Below are 18,245 nucleotides of genomic sequence, written 5' to 3' on the forward strand. Positions count from 1 at the left end.
AATAGATATACACGATTAATTAATTGAAAGCTGAGGCAGTATATGAAAAAAGTTGTATTATTATTTAGTTTAATATTTGTGTTATTCTTTGTCGCAAGTTGTGAGGATAGAGAAGAATCAACTTATAGCATAGGTGAGATTGTTGAGTCCATTTCTATAGGTTATGGACAAGGTGATTCTCAAGATTACGTTACACAAGATTTGAGCCTTCCTACAGGAACAACACTAGATTCAAATATCACATTATCTTGGATAAGTCAAAATCCAGATGTCATTGATAACTCTGGTACAGTTAATAGAACTAATCAAGATGAATTGGTTGATATTGCTTATACTGTTGATTATTTAGGGCAATCATTTTCACAAACTTTAACTTTTAAAGTTATTGGTAATCTACAAGTTGTACAAACAAGTTATGAAATCAATTATTTTTTTGAAAATATTGAAGATGATCAATATACATTAGTAGAGAGTATTGAAATAGATAGTACTGTGAACCAAAATGTTTATGTTAATCCTGAAAATGAAGAGGGATTTACTTTAAATACAACATTAAGTACACTAATGGGTAGAACTTCAGTTGATGAAGTGATATCTTTGGATGTATATTTTGATAGAAATGTTTACAGTATTGACTTATATGATGGAACTACATTATTAGATACCATTGACGTTAAACATGGAGATGTGATTTCATTAGATGATCCAATGAAACAAGATTATAATTTTGTTGAATGGAGAATATCTTCAGAAACAACTCCATTTAATGCATTAACTCCAATTACTTCAGAATTTTCATTAAAAGCAATATTCCAAGAAGTAAGTGATGCATATGTTTATACAGGTTATTATCAAGGTGCAGCTGGATTATACGAAGATGATTTAATTGCATTTTTACATCAAATATCAAATGAATCATTTAGCGGTGTAACTTACGGAGATGCAAGATACATGTTAGATGATACAGATGCAGATCCTTTAAATTCAAATAATGTTATTTTAGTATATTTAGGAACTAGTATTTCAGGTGTTTGGGATTTCGGTGCAACGTGGAATAGAGAACATGTATGGCCACAATCTTTCTTAGGTGTTAGTGCTTCAAATGAAGCTGTTAATACTGCATCAGATTTACAAAACTTAAAACCAAGTGATCCAGGAGAAAATTCAAGTAGAAGTAATAAGTATTATGGTAATACGACAACATCTCAAACATATGCACCAAGAGATGAAGTTAAAGGCGATATAGCTAGAATTCTATTCTATATGGATATCATGTATAGCGAGCTTACATTAATTTACGCTAATGAAGGCAATGTCTATGAAATGGGTAATTTAGAAGTCTTATTAGCTTGGCATGAACTTGATCCAGTAGATACTTTTGAAATGAATAGAAATAATTTAATTGAAGGTCTTCAAGGCAATAGAAATCCTTTTATAGATCATCCTGAATTTGTAGATAAAATATATCAAAATTCAAATGAATTATCAATATCTAGAGTAGAAACTATTTTAAGCAGCATGATTGAAGTGAATTTCAATGAGATTTAGAACTTTTGGAAAAACAGGTATTAAAATATCTGAGATATCTTTAGGAACATGGCAATTAGGTTCTAAATGGGGAGATCCATTTGACCAAGAGGTCGCGTATAACACTCTTAAAGCAGCTATTGCTACCGATATAAACGTCTTTGACACAGCAGATGTATATCAAGGTGGATTATCTGAAAAAACGATTGGAAAGTATATTAAAACTCTAAAAGAAAAACCTTTCATTATAACCAAAACAGGTAGAAGACTGGAAAAGCAAACTAAAGAGGGTTATAGTGAAGAAAACTTGAGAAAATTTATTGATGATAGTAGAAAAAATCTAGATATGGATACCCTAGATATGGTTTTATTACATTGTCCACCAACTGATGTTTATTATATGCCTGAAGTATTTCAAATCTTAGACATTTTAAAAGTTGAAGGAAAAATAAAACATTATGGTGTGAGTGTAGAACGTATTGAAGAAGGCTTAAAAGCAATGGACTATGATGGCATAGATGCCATTGAAATTATCTTTAATATGTTTAGATTAAGACCGATTGAAGAGTTTTTTGTAAAAGCATTAAAAAATAATGTTGGCATTATTGTTAGAGTGCCACTTGCTAGTGGATTATTAACTGGTAAATATACAACAAAAACTACTTTTGGAAAAGATGATCATAGAACATTTAACAGAAATGGGGAAGCCTTTGATAAAGGTGAAACTTTTTCTGGAGTTTCATTTGAAAAAGGATTAAAAGCTGTTGAAGCCTTGAAAAAAGAATTTAAAACTCAAGATTTAACACAAATCGCATTGCGATGGGTTTTAATGTTTGATGCTGTATCAACTGTTATTCCTGGAGCTAGTAAGCCTGAATATGTTTATCAAAATGCAAATGCAGCGCTCTTACCTCCATTAACAAAAGTTCAAATGCAAGCAGTCAGAGATATTTATGATATGTATATAAAAGATCCAGTTCATTATCTATGGTAAAAAAATAAAAATGCACTTTTTATAAGTGCATTTTTTTATGATTAAGTTTGCTCAGTATCAATAATCTACATCAATGATTAATGGTTTTTTACCTCTAAGGTCGATATAAAAGTTTGCTTGTGCTAGGCTATAATATGGATAAACAAATAAAAACCCTACTCCAAATGTTAATACACCTAGAATAAACCAACCAATAAAGCTGAATTGTAATTTAAATAATCTAAACTTATGGCCTTTCATCATCTCTTCACTTTTTTTGATTGCGTCCATGAAGTCAATTTCTGGATTTTCTGCAATAACATAATGAGTCATAGAGTAAGCATAAATTTTAATAATACCTGGAATGATTAAAAGTAGTGTCCATAGGAAAATAAAAATTCCCATAAGAATGTTTGCAACTATAGAAGTTACGAGACTTTTTTTAAACCCTTCAATAAGTAATTCAAAATTTTTGCCTTCGTTTTCATGTTCAGCAACATCAATTAGATAATATGATTGACCAACTAATATTGGTCCTACAAGAAGAAATGCTAACGGAACACTCGCACCTGAGACTGCTAAGACTATTAAACAAGCAATTAACACTGACCAATATGATTTTTTTAATTGATTCCATGTTTTAACGCGATAAGCTTTACTATTCATGAACATATGTGATACCTCCTATTAATAATTCTATTTTACCATGTTATGATAAAAGATAAAATTATATAAAATTATAATAAATTATTAAAAAATATGCCATTAAGTGGTAAAATAGATATGTAGTATTGAAATGGAGGAAAATATATGTTAAATATTAAGCAAATGACTAAAAGTTATGATGGCGTTAAAAATGCATGTGACCATATTGATCTAGATATTGAATCTGGAGATATCTTTGGTTTCATCGGCCATAATGGTGCAGGCAAAACAACTTTATTAAAATCTATTGCAGGTATTATTGATTTTAATGAGGGTGAAATTAAAGTTAACGGTATCTCTATTAAAGAGTCACCAATTGAAGTGAAAAAAATTATAGCTTATATTCCTGATAATCCAGATGTTTATGAATCTTTAACAGGCATACAGTATCTTGAATTTATTGCAGATGTTTTTGAAGTTCCACAAGAGAAAAGAAGAGAACTTGTTGAAAAATATACAACTATGTTTGAAATGTCTGATGTTTTGCATAATCCAATTTCGACATATTCTCATGGGATGAAGCAAAAAATTGTTGTTATTAGTGCATTAATTCATGAACCAAAACTTATGATACTTGATGAACCTTTTGTTGGTTTAGATCCTAAAGCAAGTTTCTTATTAAAAGAAGTATTTAAAGAAATGGTTAGCAAAGGATCTGCTATATTCTTTTCAACTCATGTTTTAGAAGTTGTAGAAAAGTTATGTAATAAGGTCGCTATTATAAAACAAGGAAGTATAGTTGCAAATGGTAATACAGTGGATATTATATCAAATGAATCGCTTGAAGAAATATTCATGGAGATAGAAAAAGAATCATGAAACTATCTAGATTAATAGGACTTCAATTAAAAAATAATTTTTCATTAAAGCGATATTTCGGATTTGATATAAAGAAAAATAAAGTTAAAGGTATTTTAATCATTGGAGCTATCATCTATGCTTTAATTGCTATGATTGGTACTTTTGGATACTTATTTTTTGATTTAGGAAAAATTTTAAATGAGATTAATAATGTGCAAATACTACTTAGTTTTTCTGCTGTATATGCTATAGGATTCACAATTTTTACTGTATTATTAAGAGCTAGTGGTTATTTATTTTATTATAAAGATTATGAAATTTTAGCACCACTACCTATACATTCAAGAAAAATATTTATCTCTAAACTTATTGTATTACTTATGATGATATACGTCATTAATTTTGCAATTACACTACCTATTATGTTCTCATTCTTTTATTGGAGTGGATTTAATTTAATTGGTATATTGTTATATATTATTGGATTAATTTTCATACCACTTATCCCTTTTATGATATTATCAATCATATCATTGGGAATATCATTATTAACATCGAAGATGAAACACAGTAAAATTATTACGTTGATTTTAATGGTTGGTGTATTACTTGGAATCATGGCATTATCATTTTCTATGAATGATACTCAAGTAAATCCATTGACTGGTCAGATAGATATTTTTGCAAATATGACTAAATACTATTTACCTTTTAAATGGTTTAACAATGCCGTATACAGCAATTCATTTTTAGATTTATTGTATATTGTAGGATCACATGGTATATTGTTTATTGTATATATTTACTTCGTTGAAAAACTTGCAGAATTCACTAATAAAAGAGGTATACGAAGTAATATTAAATACAAACAAAAAAATATATCATATCAAGAAAAACCAGTTGTTAGAACATTAGTAGAAAAAGAATTTAAAAAGTTTTTCAACTCTACATTATATGCGCTTAATTCAGGGGTCGGATTAGTTTTAATGATTGTTATGTCTATTGCAAGCTTATTTTTTAAAGCAGATATAGAATTATATTTTTCTCAAGAATTTGGCGTTGGATTAAGTGCGGAATTAATCATAATGGTATTGTTTTCATTTATGATAGGTTTAACATACACACCTGCTGTCAGTCTTTCTTTAGAAGGTAAAAATTTGTGGATTTTAAAAAGTCTGCCTATTAAAGCATCTAAAGTCATGTTTTCTAAAATAGTATTTAATTTAGTACTAATCTTACCGATAGCAATTATAAGTTTGATCATGTTAGGTATATCACTTCAAATATCTATATTAAACATATTTTTACTTATGTTGCTTGTTATCTCATTTTCTATGATGACTTCTTTTATGCAATCTGTGATTAATTTATACCTACCTAAATTTGATTATAATAATGACGCAGAAGTTGTTAAACAAAGTGCAGCTGCACTCATGGCAATTTTAGGTGTATTTGTTGTCATGATTGTTTATGGTGTTGGCATATATTTCTTGACTGATATTATTTCTTTACAACTTATTATTTTATTATTGACTGTTGTAAGTATAGGATTCACAATTCCGTTTTATATTATCTTAAGAGATAAGTCTGAAAAAGTGTTTTTAAATTTTTAAGCACATAACTAACATGTTATAATAGTAAATAAGAATAATGAAAGAAGGTATACATATGAAATTTAACGAATACAAGTATGAACGTCCAGATTTAGAAAAAGTGAAAAAAGATTTAGAAACTCAGATTGCTTTAATTGGTGAATCACAATCATTTGAGGTTGAGAAAAAAGCAATTGATGAAATTTTTGAAATTAACGATCATATAGGATCATTAGCTGTTTTAGTTTCTATTAGAAATAGTGTAGATACAAAAGATAAATTTTATGAAGCAGAACAAGAGTTTTTTGATGAAAATGGCCCAGTTCTACAACAATATGAGCATGAATTTATTTTGAAATTATTAAAATCTAAAAATAGAGAAGAACTTGAAAACTATCTAGGAAGTTTAATTTTTAAACGTGCTGAATTAGCTCAAAAGACTTTTAAGCCAGAAGTTATTCCTGATATGCAAAAAGAGAATAAATTATCTACAGAATACGGGAAGCTCATAGCATCTGCAGAAATTAAATTTAAAGATGGAATATATAACTTAAGTCAAATGGCACCATTTATTCAAGATAAAGATAGAGAAACTAGACATCAAGCTCAATTAGTTGTTTCAAAATTCTTTGAAGAAAATGAATCTGAATTTGATCGCATATATGACGAAATGGTACAAGTTAGACATAAGATTGCTAAATCTTTAGGCTATGAAAATTTTGTTCAGTTAGGATATGACAGATTTAGTAGAACAGATTATGATTTTAATGATGTAAAAAACTATAGAGATCAAATCTTTGAAGATATTGTTCCTCTAGTATCAGAACTTACAGAAAGAAAAGCTAAAAGATTAGGTATTAAATCTCCTAAATCTTATGATTTAGCACTATCATTTCTATCAGGAAATCCAAAACCAAAAGGTGATAGAGATTGGTTAGTTGAAAGAGCTCAAAAAATGTATAATGAAATGAGCACTGAAACTGGAGAGTTCTTTAATTTTATGATTGAACACGATTTATTAGATTTAGATAGTAAACCTGGCAAGCAAGGTGGAGGGTATTGTACATACGTCCCTGATTATAAATCACCCTTTATATTTGCCAACTTTAATGGGACTTCACATGATGTTGATGTCTTAACTCATGAAGCAGGACATGCATTTCAAGTTTATTCTAGTAGAGAGTTGTTACCTGAATATAGATGGCCAACAATGGAAGCAGCTGAGATCCATTCTATGAGTATGGAATTTTTAGCTTGGCCATGGATAGATCAATTCTTTTTAGAAGATACTGAAAAATACAAATTTAATCATCTAGCGGGTGCATTATCTTTTCTTCCATATGGTGTTTTAGTTGATGAATTTCAACATGGTATTTATGAAAATCCAAATCTTACACCTAATGAAAGAAAATCATTATGGAGAACATTAGAAAAGAAATATATGCCATTTAAAGACTATGGTGATGATTCATTTATGGATAAAGGTACATTTTGGTTTAGACAAGGCCATATATTTGGAGCACCATTTTACTATATCGACTATACACTTGCACAAGTATGTGCATTCCAATATTGGGTTATGAGTCAAGAGGATAGACAAAAAGCATTAGAAAGTTATCTTGCTTTATGTAAACTAGGTGGATCTAAGAGTTTTGTAGATCTAGTTGAATCAGCAAAATTAAAGAACCCTTTTGTTAAAGGATCTGTGAAAAAAATAATAAAACCGATTCGTGCATACTTAGATCAAGTTGATGACTCAAAACTTTAAATATGAAATATAAAACTTTACAATTCATTATTGTTATAGGTATATTAGTCTGTTTCTTTCTTCCAATGTTTAATGTAGAAGAAGAATCACTAACAGGTATACAAGCTATTTATTCTGGCAATATTTTATTATTTGGTAATATCATCATAGGGGTTGTCTTTTTAACAACCATAGCTCACTTGATTTTCATGATCTTTGGTATCTTTAAAAAAGAACAAACAGAGTCAATGGAAAGTACAATTAATATTGTGGTTAACATTTCTTTGATTGCTGGGTTATTAATGGTTACATTTCTTGGTTGGTATACAAATATAGTTGCAATCATTTGTGTCATCTTAATGATAGGATCTGCATACGTGAGATATAAGTTTTTATAAAATATAACATACAGCTTGTGATTATGTCACAAGCTGTTTTTTCATATGATATTTTTATGTTATAATATTTTTGATATATGGAGGTATAAAAATGTCTAATAAAGTATGTGTAATTGGAGCTGGTGCCAGTGGTATCTTTGCTGCTATATCTGCAAGACAACAAGGAGCAGATGTTTTTATACTAGAGAGAAATCAAAAAATAGGAAAAAAAATATTAGCTACAGGAAATGGCAGATGTAATTTTACAAATGTTGATGCGACTGATAACAATTATAATCATCCATATTTTGTAAAATCAGTATTTGAACAATTTGGGCCAGAACAAACGATTAAATATTTTGAATCATTAGGTATTCTACCTAAAGTTGAAGATGAAGGTAAGGCATATCCATATTCTGAACAAGCGTCAAGTATTGTTGAAGTTTTATTATATGAGCTCAATAGACTAGACATACCAATAATTTACGACAGTTTTGTAGAAGAACTAAGTATAAAAAATAATGATTATATCATCAAGACAACAAATAAACAGTATAATGCTGATAAGGTGATCTTAACGACTGGTGGTAAAGCTCTTCCAAAAAGTGGTAGTGATGGAAACGGATATCAAATAGCAAAAAAACTTGGACATAAGATAACACCAATTTTCCCTTCTTTAGTAAAATTAAATTTAGACTATCCATATTTAAAACAAATGGATGGCGTAAAAGTTAAAGCAAAAGCACAACTTGTCCATAACGAAAAGGTAATTCACGAAGAGTTTGGTGATGTTTTATTTACTAAATATGGTATATCTGGACCAACGATATTGCAGATATCTAGAACTGCAAACCAACTACTTCTTGAGGGTCAAAAGATATATATAAGAGTTATATTAATTAATGATTTAGAGATATATGAATTAGTTAAACGATTTAAAAACCTGGGTGCTAAACCCATAGAAATGGCTTTAGTGGGACTTATTCCAAGAAAGCTAATTCACCCAATATTAAAAGAAGCAAATATTCATAATTATCAGTTAAATACAGCATCTTTATCAGGAAAAGCATTAAAAAGAGTTCTAGATGTTTTATATAATTGGCAATTTTTAATCATTGATAGTAAGGGTTATGATGAAGCACAAGTTACAGCTGGCGGTGTAGATCTTGATCTAGTTGATCAAATGACTTTAGAATCTAAAGTTCATAAAGGTTTATATTTTGCTGGAGAAATTTTAGATATAGATGCTTTATGTGGTGGATATAATTTACAGTGGGCATGGTCTAGTGGTTACATAGCTGGAAAATATGCTGGAAAATAATATAAGAACAATAAAAAAAGAGGATATCCTCTTTTTATTTTTTGTCTTTTTTTATGTATTGACTAATGTTATCTGCAACCATCATGCCATCATAAACAGCTTTGGCTATTTGTAATTTTCCACCAATAACATCTCCTATTGCAAATAATCCTTCAATATTAGTTTGATAGTTTTGATTAACACTAATGTTATTGTCTTCAATAACTACACCTAATTTTGTAGCAAAATCAATAGAACTAGGAGTACCAATCGCAACAAACGTTCCTTGAACTTCATAGTGTTTGCCATCATCTGTTTCAATATGGGATAATTTATTAGTTCCTAAAAATTTAACTATTTTTTGATTTACTACAGGGAAATCAACATCTTGGTTTAATTCATGTCCATTAGTAAAAACAGTAATATCTTTATTGATTTGACTTAAGTAAGCTAACTCATTTAGCATGTAAGCACCACAACCAATAATTGCTATCTTTTTTCTTCTAAAGAAATATCCATCGCAAGTTGCACAGAAGCTAATACCTTTTCCTTTGAACTGATTGAAACCTGGTATTGATAAAGATAATCTTCTCTTTCCAGTAGCTAAAATAATTATTTTTGATGAAAATTTGTGTTTGATAGTTTTAACAGTAAAATAATCATCAACTTGATCTAGAGAAATCACAGAATCCATAAGGATATCAATTTTTAAATTCTTTGCTTGTTTAATCCCATTTTCTATTAATGTATCACCAGAGATAGGACTTTCAAAACCATAATAATTTTCAATCTTTCCTGGATAAGATTTTAAAGTACCAAAATCTTGTCCAATGACAAGAGGATTCATTCCAGCTCTTTTTAAATATATAGCTGCAGAAATACCAGCTGGACCTACACCAATTATAATTACGTCTTTCATAGACCTAAAAGCTTCATTAATGCTTTTTTAGATTGAACACCAATCATTTGATCCTTGATTTCACCATTAACAAAAACAGCTATAGTTGGAATACTCATAATATCGTATAAATCAGCAATTTCATATTCTTCATCAACTTCTAATTTACAAATCTTAGCAGCGCCTTTTACGTCTTCGCTAAGTTCTTCTAAGATTGGAGCAACTCTTAAGCAAGGACTGCACCATTTAGCCCAAAAATCGACTAATACAGGAACATCACTTTCTAAAACTTCTTTTTTAAATTCACTTGTCTTTAAATGCTTTACCATGTTTACACCTCATTTATATGTATAAGCTACTAATATCTTTAGATATAGTATTTATCTTTCATAGTTATTATAAAGAAAAACACAAAAAAACTAAAGGCTTTTACTTTACAAAGTAAATAGAGAGCTCTTTTTTGTATTATATGATTAAAAACGGTCTATAAAAAAAGTAAATCTTATCAGTTTAATGTCTTTATAAACTCAAGGTTGCATGGTATAATGTTATAGAATGAAATGTAGGTGAATTTATGATCAAAGTAAGTGATCTAAGTTTTTCATATAATGGTCGTGACGAAGCCCTTAAAGATGTTACATTTGACATAAAAAAAGGTGCTTGGGTCTCTATTTTAGGCCATAATGGTTCAGGTAAATCAACGTTATCAAAACTTTTAGTGGGATTAATTACACCTTCAAAAGGTAGTATAGAAATCGATGGTATGGCTTTAACAGATGAAAACTTAGGAAGTATAAGAAAAAAAATAGGTATTGTTTTTCAAAATCCAGATAATCAATTTGTTGGTGTAACAGTTAAACACGATATTGCATTTGGATTAGAAAATCAAAGAATACCACATAATGAAATGATAGAAAAAATAGATTATTATGCACATCTTGTTGGCATGCAGGATTTTTTGAATAAAGAACCTCATCAACTATCAGGTGGTCAAAAACAACGAGTAGCAATCGCTGGCGCTCTTGCTATGGAGCAAGATATCCTTATTTTAGATGAAGCTACTTCAATGCTTGATCCAGAGGGCACAAGAGATATAGTCGAACTCATTAGAAAACTTAATAAAGAATATCACAAAACAATTATTACAATTACACATGATTTATCATTTGCAACACAAAGTGATGAATTGATTGTATTAAGAAATGGTGAATTGATTCTTAAAGGTACACCTTTAGAAGTATTTAAAGAAGAAGAGATTTTAAAGTCATCTCATCTTGAATTACCTTTTGAATTAAGTGTATATAATGAAGTTTCTAAAGACAAAAAGATGAATAAAAGGGTTGTGGAAGCATTATGGACATTCAATTCAAAGACGTAGGATATAAATATAAAGGCATAAAAGTAAATTATGATGCACTCAATCATATCAATTTGACACTTGATGAAAAAGATGAGTTTGTCGCTATTATTGGACATACAGGAAGTGGGAAATCTACTTTAGTCCAACATATGAATGCATTATTATTACCAACAAGTGGAACACTTAATGTCTTAGGACAAATACTGCCTCCACAAAAAAACGAGAAGATTAATCATTTGAGACAAAAGGTTGGTCTAGTTTTTCAATTTCCTGAATATCAATTATTTGAAGAAACTATTTTAAAAGATATTATGTTTGGTCCGAAAAATTTCAAATCAACAGAGCAAGAAGCATTAGAAAAAGCTAAAAAAGCTGCAACTATTGTAGGTATAACTGAAGAGTTATATGAACAATCTCCATTTAGAATAAGTGGTGGACAAATGAGAAGAGTTGCGATTGCAGGTATTTTGGCAATGGAACCTAAAATATTAGTTTTAGATGAACCTACACGTGGGCTTGATCCTAGAGGTAGAAAAGATTTAATGAAAATCTTTAAAGAACTTCATGAAGTTGAACATAAATCCATTGTACTAATTTCTCATGATATGGATGTTGTTTCTGAATATGCAAAACGAGTTATTGTTTTGGAAGAAGGAGAAATTGTATTTGATGGCAAAAAAGAAGACCTTTTTGAACATCCTAATTTTGAATCTTTTCATTTAGATCTTCCAACACCTTTAAGAATACTTAAACATCTTGAAAAAGAAATCAACTTACCTTATCAACCAAAATATGATTTTGATAGTCTACTTCAGTATTTGAAGGAGGTAGGTTATGAATAATATTACGATTGGTCAGTATATTCCAGGTGACTCTTGGCTACATAAATTAGATCCAAGAATTAAATTATTTAGTTTAGTTTTAATGTTGGTTGCAACATTTTTAATTCCAGTCTCTGCAGATATCATTCCTTTGGTATCTATGATAGCTATTTTAATTATTATTATTGCATTAACTATATCTACAAGAATTCCAATGAGAAAAGTCTTAAACGGATTAAAACCTATTGTATTTCTTTTAACATTTACATTTGTTATCCAATTGTTTTATGTTAAATCAGGTAATTTAGTCTTTGATCCAATAGAAATGTATATTTCAATATCCAGTATAATAGGTATTATTCTATTTATCTTATTTTATAATTTCACAAAGAAATATATTAAATTTAGAATCCTTTATTTCTTCTTTGCGGTTTTCATGGTATTTTTCATACAAGCTGTATTGCCTTACATATCATTAACATCTTATACATTTGAAGTTTATGATCAAGGACTCTTAAGAGCAGGTTTTATCTTTTTAAGAATTACAAATGTCATTATTCTGACTTCACTTTTAACATTTACAACAATGACAACAGATCTAAATTATGGTATTGAATCTTTATTGAAACCTTTAAAGATTATAAAAGTACCAGTAGATATGATTGCAATGATGCTTTCACTAACTTTACGATATATACCAACACTTTTAATTGAAACTGAAAAAATTATGAAAGCACAAGCTTCAAGAGGTGTTGATTTTAAAGAATCAACATTTAAGGAAAAAATCAGTCAAATCATTTCTCTTTTAATTCCAGTATTTGTAATTTCATTTAAGCGTTCTGAAGATTTAGGAAACGCGATGGAAGTTAGAGGATATGTAATTGGTCAAAAGAGAACTAGAGTTGATGAATATATTGTTTCATTTAAAGATATTTTCACATTAGTTATGACTATTTTGATTTTAGCTGCTATCATTTATACGAGAGTGATGTAGTATGAGATATTTTGCAGTTTTAAGCTATGATGGAACAAGATATCATGGATTTCAAAAACAAATAAACGCAATAGGTATTCAAGATGTTATAGAAAAATCATTTAGATTGATGACCCAAAGTGTTATTAAAATTCATGCAGCAGGTAGAACTGATAAAGGTGTACATGCAAAAGGTCAAACATTTCATTTTGATAGTGACTTAGATTTGACAATTGAAAATTGGATGAGAATTAACGATCGATTGCCTTTAGACATTCGTGTTGAATCAATCAAACGAGTTAAAGATGATTTTCATGCAAGACATGATTCGAAATCAAAAAAATATCGATATGTTATTGCAAAAAATCCAAGTACAGTTTTTAATTCAAATTACGAAGTTTATGTAAAAGGACTCGATATCAATCTCATTAAACAAGCTATTCCTTATTTCATTGGAACTCATGATTTTAGAGGGTTTTGTCAATTGGTAAAAGGTAAACCAACTATAAAAACTATTCATTCAATTGATTTAAAAGAAACTAAAAGACATTATATATTTACATATCACGGTAATAGCTTTTTAAAATACATGGTTCGTTCAATGATGGGTACATTAATAGAAATCGGACAACATCGTAAGGACCCTGATATTATAAAAACTATTTTAGAAACTCAAAACAGAAAATTAGCGGGAAAAACTGCTGAATCTAGAGGTCTTTATTTACAAAAGATATATTATTAAAAAGGAGAAAATCATGTTTATCACATTCGAAGGTGGAGAAGGTACAGGTAAAACTACCCTAATTCAAAATGTCTTTGACAACTTAAAATCAACATATAATATTAAAACAACAAGAGAACCGGGTGGAAGCATGATTGCTGAAGCAATCCGAGATATTATCTTGAATCCTAAGTATGAAGGTGTAACACCATATACTGAAGCGCTACTTTTGGCTGCTTCAAGAGCACAACATTTAGATGAAGTAATTTTACCTCATCTAAAAAAAGGTGATATTGTTTTATGTGATCGCTACATAGACAGTTCCCTAGCTTATCAAGGATATGCAAGAAATTTAGGATTTGATTTTGTATTAAGTATTAATAAATATGCCACACAACATATGCCTGACTTAACTTTTTATATTGATCTAGATCCAAATATTGGTATAAAAAGAATCAAAGGACGCTCAAAATATGATCGACTTGACCAAGAATCTAAAATTTTTCATGATAAAGTGAGATTAGGCTATCTTGAATTATTAAGTATGTATCCAAATAGAATTATAAAAATAGATGGAAATGATTCTATAGAGAACATTACAAATCTTATTGTGAAAACCATAAAGGAAAAGATATGAAAAGAGCTTTGCATTTTTTTGAACAAACCATAAAAAAGAATAGATTGTCACATCTTTATTTAATTAGTGGACCTAAAGGTAGTGGTAAGGAACAACTTGTTGATCTTGTAAGTTATATGATTCTAAATCAAAACAAGCCTGAAAACAATCATATGAAAATCCAAATCAAGCAAAGAACCATGTCCAATATGATGGTCATTGAGCCTGAAGGGTTAACTTTAAAAAAAGAACAAATTATAAACTTGCAAACTGAATTCTCAAAAACAGCATTGGTTAAAGGACCTAGAATATATGTCATTACACATGTTGAAAAAATGAATCAAAGTGCAGCAAACTCATTGCTTAAGTTTATGGAAGATCCTATTAGTAAAGAAGTTTATGGATTTTTGTTGACTGATAATATAGACAACATGATTCCAACGATTATATCTAGAAGTCAAGTTATTCATTTAACTGAGATTAATGAAGATGCATTAAAAACTGAGTTAATGCAACTAGGCGTTTTAGAAAATGCAGCTACACTTGCTCCTTATTTGACTAAAGATATCGACCAAGCAGTAGAACTATCAAAAGACCCTAATTTTATAGGCATGTTAGACTTTATTGAACAAATCGCAAAAAATTGGGGAAATAGAAATATCTCTTATCCTATATTTTTTTCTAAACTAGCAGGTATTGTTTTACAAGATAGAGAAATATTTAAAAACTTTTTAGAATTATTATTGCTTTATCATGTAGACTTAATTCATTATAGAGCCAATCAACCAATAATTTATGCATATCTTAAAGAGTTTATTCAAATTCAAAGTGACCAAATGAAGGTCAATGAAATAAATGAACTTATAGAAGCCATTCAAGAAACCATTAAAAAACAAACTTACTATATAAACACAGAGCTAGCTTTAGATGAACTGAGTTATATATTAGAGAAAAAGAGGTAGCATCATGGACGTTGCTTTAGTACAATTCAAAGAAGCTGGAAAGAAATATTTCTTTTCATATCATAATTTAGAAATTAATCAAGATGATCTTGTAGTTGTTGAAACCTCAAGAGGGATTGAAATAGGTAGAGTTTATCTTTTAAAAGAAATAGAAGAGTCTGAACTTACAAGTGAATTAAAACCAATCATTAGATTAGCTCAAGATGAAGATATGAAAGAAGAAGAATATAATCAAACACTTGAAAAAGGTGTTGTTGAAACTGCCAAAAAACTTTCTATAAAAAATGAGCTTGAAATGAAAATACTTGGCGCAGAATATACATTAGATCGAAAAAGATTGTTAATCTATTTTGAAGCAGATAGTAGAGTCGATTTTAGAGGTCTTGTCAGAGACTTAAGTGAAATCTATCATACACGTATAGAACTACGTCAAATTGGTCCAAGAGATGCAGCAAAGATGATTGGTGGCATTGGTCCATGTGGTCTAATCTTATGTTGTACAATGTTTATTGGAGAATTTGATACGGTTTCAATTAAAATGGCGAAAAATCAAAATCTTGCATTAAATCCACAAAAGATTTCAGGTGTTTGTGGAAAATTATTATGCTGTATTAAATATGAAGATGAAGCTTATACTGAACTTAAAAAGAACTTACCAGATTTTCATGAAATCGTGGAAATAGAAGGTGAACAAGTCTTAGTCATTGATGTAAATATACTAGGACAAAAAGTCAAAGTTAAACATCAACAAGAAGATTTTTCTGAATGGGTTACGCTTGATATGATTAAAAGAATAAAAGCTTGAAAAGACAATTAATCAACTCAAATCTATGGATTGAGCAAACAAGAGGACACTCATTTAATTTAGATACTGTGTTGCTAGCACATTTTGTTAAACTAAACTATAAAATTAAATCTGTACTTGATATAGGTACTGGAAATGGTAGTTTAGCTTTATATTTAAGTGAAAAAACTAAAGCTAAGATTACTGGTATTGAAATACAAGAAAGTAGATATCAACAAGCTTTGACTAATGTAAAATTAAACAAATTAGAATCTCAAATAGATATTATTTTAGAAGACTATTTAAATACTAATTTTAAGGATATTGATGTTATTGTTTGTAATCCACCATTTTTTAAAGTTGATAAATCTTCAAATCTTAATCAAGATGATTCCATTACAATGGCAAGACATGAAATTTCACTTGATTTAGAATCATTAATCATAAAGGTTAGTGAGCAGTTAAAATATAGTGGTAAATTTTTTATGATTCATCGACCTGATCGCTTAATCGAAATCATAAGATTATGTGATCAAAATCATTTAACTATTAAAAGACTTCAATTAGTACATTCATATTTAGATAAAAAAGCAAATCATGTATTAATTGAATGTAGTAAATATGGTAAAGATCAAATGATATTTGAACCATCATTGATTATATATCAAGAAAAACATCAAATGACGGACCAGGCTGCAAAATTATTAGGAGGACATTTAAATGTTACTTAGTTTATTGACAAGAAAAGAAAAACTTAAATTTTTGGATTTAGTCATGCACATGGTTGCTGTTGATGGCGAACCTACAGAAATTGAGCAAAGATTATTAAACATTATGTTAGCAGAAGTTGGTGACAGCATCATCAAAGAATACACATTTACTTTAAGTGAAAACTTAGAAGAAACCGTTAATTATTTTAGAGAAGCTAGCCAATCAGTAAAAAACATCGTTTACTTAAGTTTATTAAAAGTTACAATGATGGATGATTTTTATAATACGACCGAGCATATATTTTTAGAAGAAATGCGTCTAGAATTTTCAATTTCAGATTTTAAGAAGAAACAACTTATGCGTTTAGTATATAACGAACGGGATTTAAGAGAACGTGCGAAAAGAGTTGTTTCAAATTGATCCAAAAGAGCTTTAAAGATAAAAAGCCTACACTTTATGTAGTTTCGACACCCATTGGTAATCTAAAAGATATGAGTTATCGTGCGGTTGAGATTTTAAATGAAGTGGATGTGATTTTATGCGAAGATACTAGAACGTCTTCTAAACTTCTAAATTATTATGATATACACAAGCCATTAATGAGCTTCCATGATTTCAATAAAGAGGCTAAACAAAAAAATGCAATAGATATTTTAAAAAGCGGGAAAGATATCGCTTTAATTAGTGATGCTGGAACACCAGGAATTAATGATCCTGGTTATGAACTTATTTTAGATGTAATAGAACATGATTATTATGTTGTTTCTATCCCTGGAGCAAGCGCAGCGATTGCTGCAATTATATCATCAGGTCTTTTGATACAACCTTTTACATTTATTGGATTTCTTCCAAGAAAAAAAGGCGAACAAAAAACTGTTTTAGAAACATATCTAAATAGAAAAGAAACAATCGTTATTTACGAGTCACCTTTGAGAGTTAAAAAAACTGTTGAAACTTTATATGAAGTTTTTGGAGATCGTAAAATTACGCTAGCTAGAGAACTTACTAAAATGTTTGAAACCATTACGAGAACAACATTAAAAAAAGCTATTACAATCGAACATGATATCAGAGGAGAATATGTTTTAATCGTTGAAGGAAGCGATGATCCTGTTGATTTGTCAATTTCTATCGTTGATCATGTTAAGCAATATATTGAAGAAGGCCATGAAGAAAAAGACGCAATGAAGGCAGTAGCTAAAGTTAGACACATCACAAAAAGTGAAGTTTACAAGGCATATAAAATAAACCAATAATTTTTCTTGCATTTTTAAAGTTTTATAATATAATAGTATAGAATAGACAATGATAAAAAGAGTAGTATACTTAAGTTGCTTTTAGAGAGTTCGTGGATGGTGAAAACGAATCAACTAAGAT

The 18,245-nt window shown here is 29.1% G+C and carries 20 protein-coding genes and 1 other annotated feature (1 of these 21 running past the window's edge); of the genes, 17 read left to right on the forward strand and 3 right to left on the reverse strand.

Annotated elements, in window-relative coordinates; genetic code table 11:
• Window positions 1–42 precede the first annotated feature (42 nt).
• Window positions 43–1,548 carry an endonuclease gene (locus MPAN_RS01335; protein WP_176239725.1) on the forward strand — a complete coding sequence of 502 codons (1,506 nt, stop codon included), beginning with the start codon at window positions 43–45 and terminating at the stop codon, window positions 1,546–1,548.
• Complete coding sequence (locus MPAN_RS01340) at window positions 1,538–2,521, forward strand: aldo/keto reductase (protein ID WP_176239724.1); 984 nt, start codon at window positions 1,538–1,540, stop codon at window positions 2,519–2,521. Before MPAN_RS01335 ends, MPAN_RS01340 begins: the two co-directional genes overlap by 11 nt.
• Window positions 2,522–2,578: 57 nt before the next feature.
• Here MPAN_RS01340 and MPAN_RS01345 read toward each other — a convergent pair whose 3' ends face one another.
• Window positions 2,579–3,172, reverse strand: a complete 594-nt coding sequence (locus MPAN_RS01345) for a DUF975 family protein (protein ID WP_176239723.1) — start codon at window positions 3,170–3,172, stop codon at window positions 2,579–2,581.
• A gap of 138 nt (window positions 3,173–3,310) precedes the next feature.
• On the opposite strand from MPAN_RS01345, the gene MPAN_RS01350 reads away from it, so the two are divergent.
• The 5 genes from MPAN_RS01350 to MPAN_RS01370 all read left to right on the forward strand — a co-directional run bounded on the left by MPAN_RS01350 (window position 3,311) and on the right by MPAN_RS01370 (window position 9,043).
• Complete coding sequence (locus MPAN_RS01350) at window positions 3,311–4,024, forward strand: ABC transporter ATP-binding protein (protein WP_176239722.1); 714 nt, start codon at window positions 3,311–3,313, stop codon at window positions 4,022–4,024.
• Complete coding sequence (locus tag MPAN_RS01355) at window positions 4,021–5,619, forward strand: ABC transporter permease (protein WP_176239721.1); 1,599 nt, start codon at window positions 4,021–4,023, stop codon at window positions 5,617–5,619. Before MPAN_RS01350 ends, MPAN_RS01355 begins: the two co-directional genes overlap by 4 nt.
• A 55-nt stretch (window positions 5,620–5,674) precedes the next feature.
• Window positions 5,675–7,366 (forward strand): M3 family oligoendopeptidase, encoded by a 1,692-nt coding sequence (locus MPAN_RS01360; RefSeq protein WP_176239720.1) that lies wholly within the window; start codon window positions 5,675–5,677, stop codon window positions 7,364–7,366.
• Window positions 7,367–7,368: 2 nt separating this feature from the next.
• The gene (locus MPAN_RS01365) at window positions 7,369–7,743 is read left to right on the forward strand and encodes a hypothetical protein (RefSeq protein ID WP_176239719.1); all 375 of its coding nucleotides are present in this window, start codon (window positions 7,369–7,371) and stop codon (window positions 7,741–7,743) included.
• Between the two features lie 70 nt (window positions 7,744–7,813).
• Window positions 7,814–9,043 carry a BaiN/RdsA family NAD(P)/FAD-dependent oxidoreductase gene (locus MPAN_RS01370; protein WP_267910368.1) on the forward strand — a complete coding sequence of 410 codons (1,230 nt, stop codon included), beginning with the start codon at window positions 7,814–7,816 and terminating at the stop codon, window positions 9,041–9,043.
• A 34-nt stretch (window positions 9,044–9,077) separates the two neighbouring features.
• Here the strand turns inward: MPAN_RS01370 and MPAN_RS01375 are convergent, their stop codons facing one another.
• Both MPAN_RS01375 and trxA read right to left on the reverse strand, forming a co-directional pair.
• Window positions 9,078–9,941 carry an NAD(P)/FAD-dependent oxidoreductase gene (locus tag MPAN_RS01375; RefSeq protein ID WP_176239717.1) on the reverse strand — a complete coding sequence of 288 codons (864 nt, stop codon included), beginning with the start codon at window positions 9,939–9,941 and terminating at the stop codon, window positions 9,078–9,080.
• Complete coding sequence (trxA, locus tag MPAN_RS01380) at window positions 9,938–10,249, reverse strand: thioredoxin (RefSeq protein ID WP_176239716.1); 312 nt, start codon at window positions 10,247–10,249, stop codon at window positions 9,938–9,940. Before trxA ends, MPAN_RS01375 begins: the two co-directional genes overlap by 4 nt.
• Before the next feature lie 245 nt (window positions 10,250–10,494).
• Here trxA and MPAN_RS01385 point away from each other — a divergent pair, with 245 nt between their 5' ends.
• Genes MPAN_RS01385 through rsmI form a run of 10 tightly spaced genes read left to right on the forward strand, consistent with a single transcriptional unit; the run spans window position 10,495 to window position 18,124 of the window.
• Entirely contained in the window at window positions 10,495–11,298 is an 804-nt protein-coding gene (locus tag MPAN_RS01385; RefSeq protein WP_176239715.1) for an energy-coupling factor transporter ATPase, read from the forward strand.
• Window positions 11,274–12,122, forward strand: coding sequence for an energy-coupling factor transporter ATPase (locus MPAN_RS01390; RefSeq protein ID WP_176239714.1), 849 nt, complete (start codon window positions 11,274–11,276; stop codon window positions 12,120–12,122). The genes MPAN_RS01385 and MPAN_RS01390 overlap by 25 nt, the downstream gene beginning before the upstream one ends.
• Window positions 12,115–13,095, forward strand: coding sequence for an energy-coupling factor transporter transmembrane component T family protein (locus MPAN_RS01395; RefSeq protein ID WP_176239713.1), 981 nt, complete (start codon window positions 12,115–12,117; stop codon window positions 13,093–13,095). Before MPAN_RS01390 ends, MPAN_RS01395 begins: the two co-directional genes overlap by 8 nt.
• A gap of 1 nt (window position 13,096) precedes the next feature.
• Window positions 13,097–13,816 (forward strand): tRNA pseudouridine(38-40) synthase TruA, encoded by a 720-nt coding sequence (gene truA / locus MPAN_RS01400; RefSeq protein WP_176239712.1) that lies wholly within the window; start codon window positions 13,097–13,099, stop codon window positions 13,814–13,816.
• Window positions 13,817–13,829: 13 nt separating this feature from the next.
• Entirely contained in the window at window positions 13,830–14,432 is a 603-nt protein-coding gene (gene tmk, locus MPAN_RS01405) for a dTMP kinase (protein ID WP_176239711.1), read from the forward strand.
• Window positions 14,429–15,373 (forward strand): AAA family ATPase, encoded by a 945-nt coding sequence (locus tag MPAN_RS01410; protein WP_176239710.1) that lies wholly within the window; start codon window positions 14,429–14,431, stop codon window positions 15,371–15,373. The genes tmk and MPAN_RS01410 overlap by 4 nt, the downstream gene beginning before the upstream one ends.
• A gap of 4 nt (window positions 15,374–15,377) precedes the next feature.
• Window positions 15,378–16,178: a PSP1 domain-containing protein gene (locus MPAN_RS01415; RefSeq protein ID WP_176239709.1), complete on the forward strand. Its 801-nt coding sequence runs from the start codon at window positions 15,378–15,380 to the stop codon at window positions 16,176–16,178.
• Complete coding sequence (locus tag MPAN_RS01420; RefSeq protein WP_176239708.1) at window positions 16,175–16,888, forward strand: tRNA1(Val) (adenine(37)-N6)-methyltransferase; 714 nt, start codon at window positions 16,175–16,177, stop codon at window positions 16,886–16,888. Before MPAN_RS01415 ends, MPAN_RS01420 begins: the two co-directional genes overlap by 4 nt.
• Complete coding sequence (locus MPAN_RS01425) at window positions 16,878–17,288, forward strand: hypothetical protein (protein ID WP_176239707.1); 411 nt, start codon at window positions 16,878–16,880, stop codon at window positions 17,286–17,288. Before MPAN_RS01420 ends, MPAN_RS01425 begins: the two co-directional genes overlap by 11 nt.
• Entirely contained in the window at window positions 17,285–18,124 is an 840-nt protein-coding gene (gene rsmI, locus MPAN_RS01430; RefSeq protein WP_176239706.1) for a 16S rRNA (cytidine(1402)-2'-O)-methyltransferase, read from the forward strand. Before MPAN_RS01425 ends, rsmI begins: the two co-directional genes overlap by 4 nt.
• A gap of 40 nt (window positions 18,125–18,164) precedes the next feature.
• Window positions 18,165–18,245 (forward strand) — a binding site (T-box leader) (it continues 121 nt past the right edge of the window).

This window comes from Mariniplasma anaerobium (assembly GCF_016865445.1).
GTDB lineage: Bacteria > Bacillota_I > Bacilli_A > Acholeplasmatales > Acholeplasmataceae > Mariniplasma > Mariniplasma anaerobium.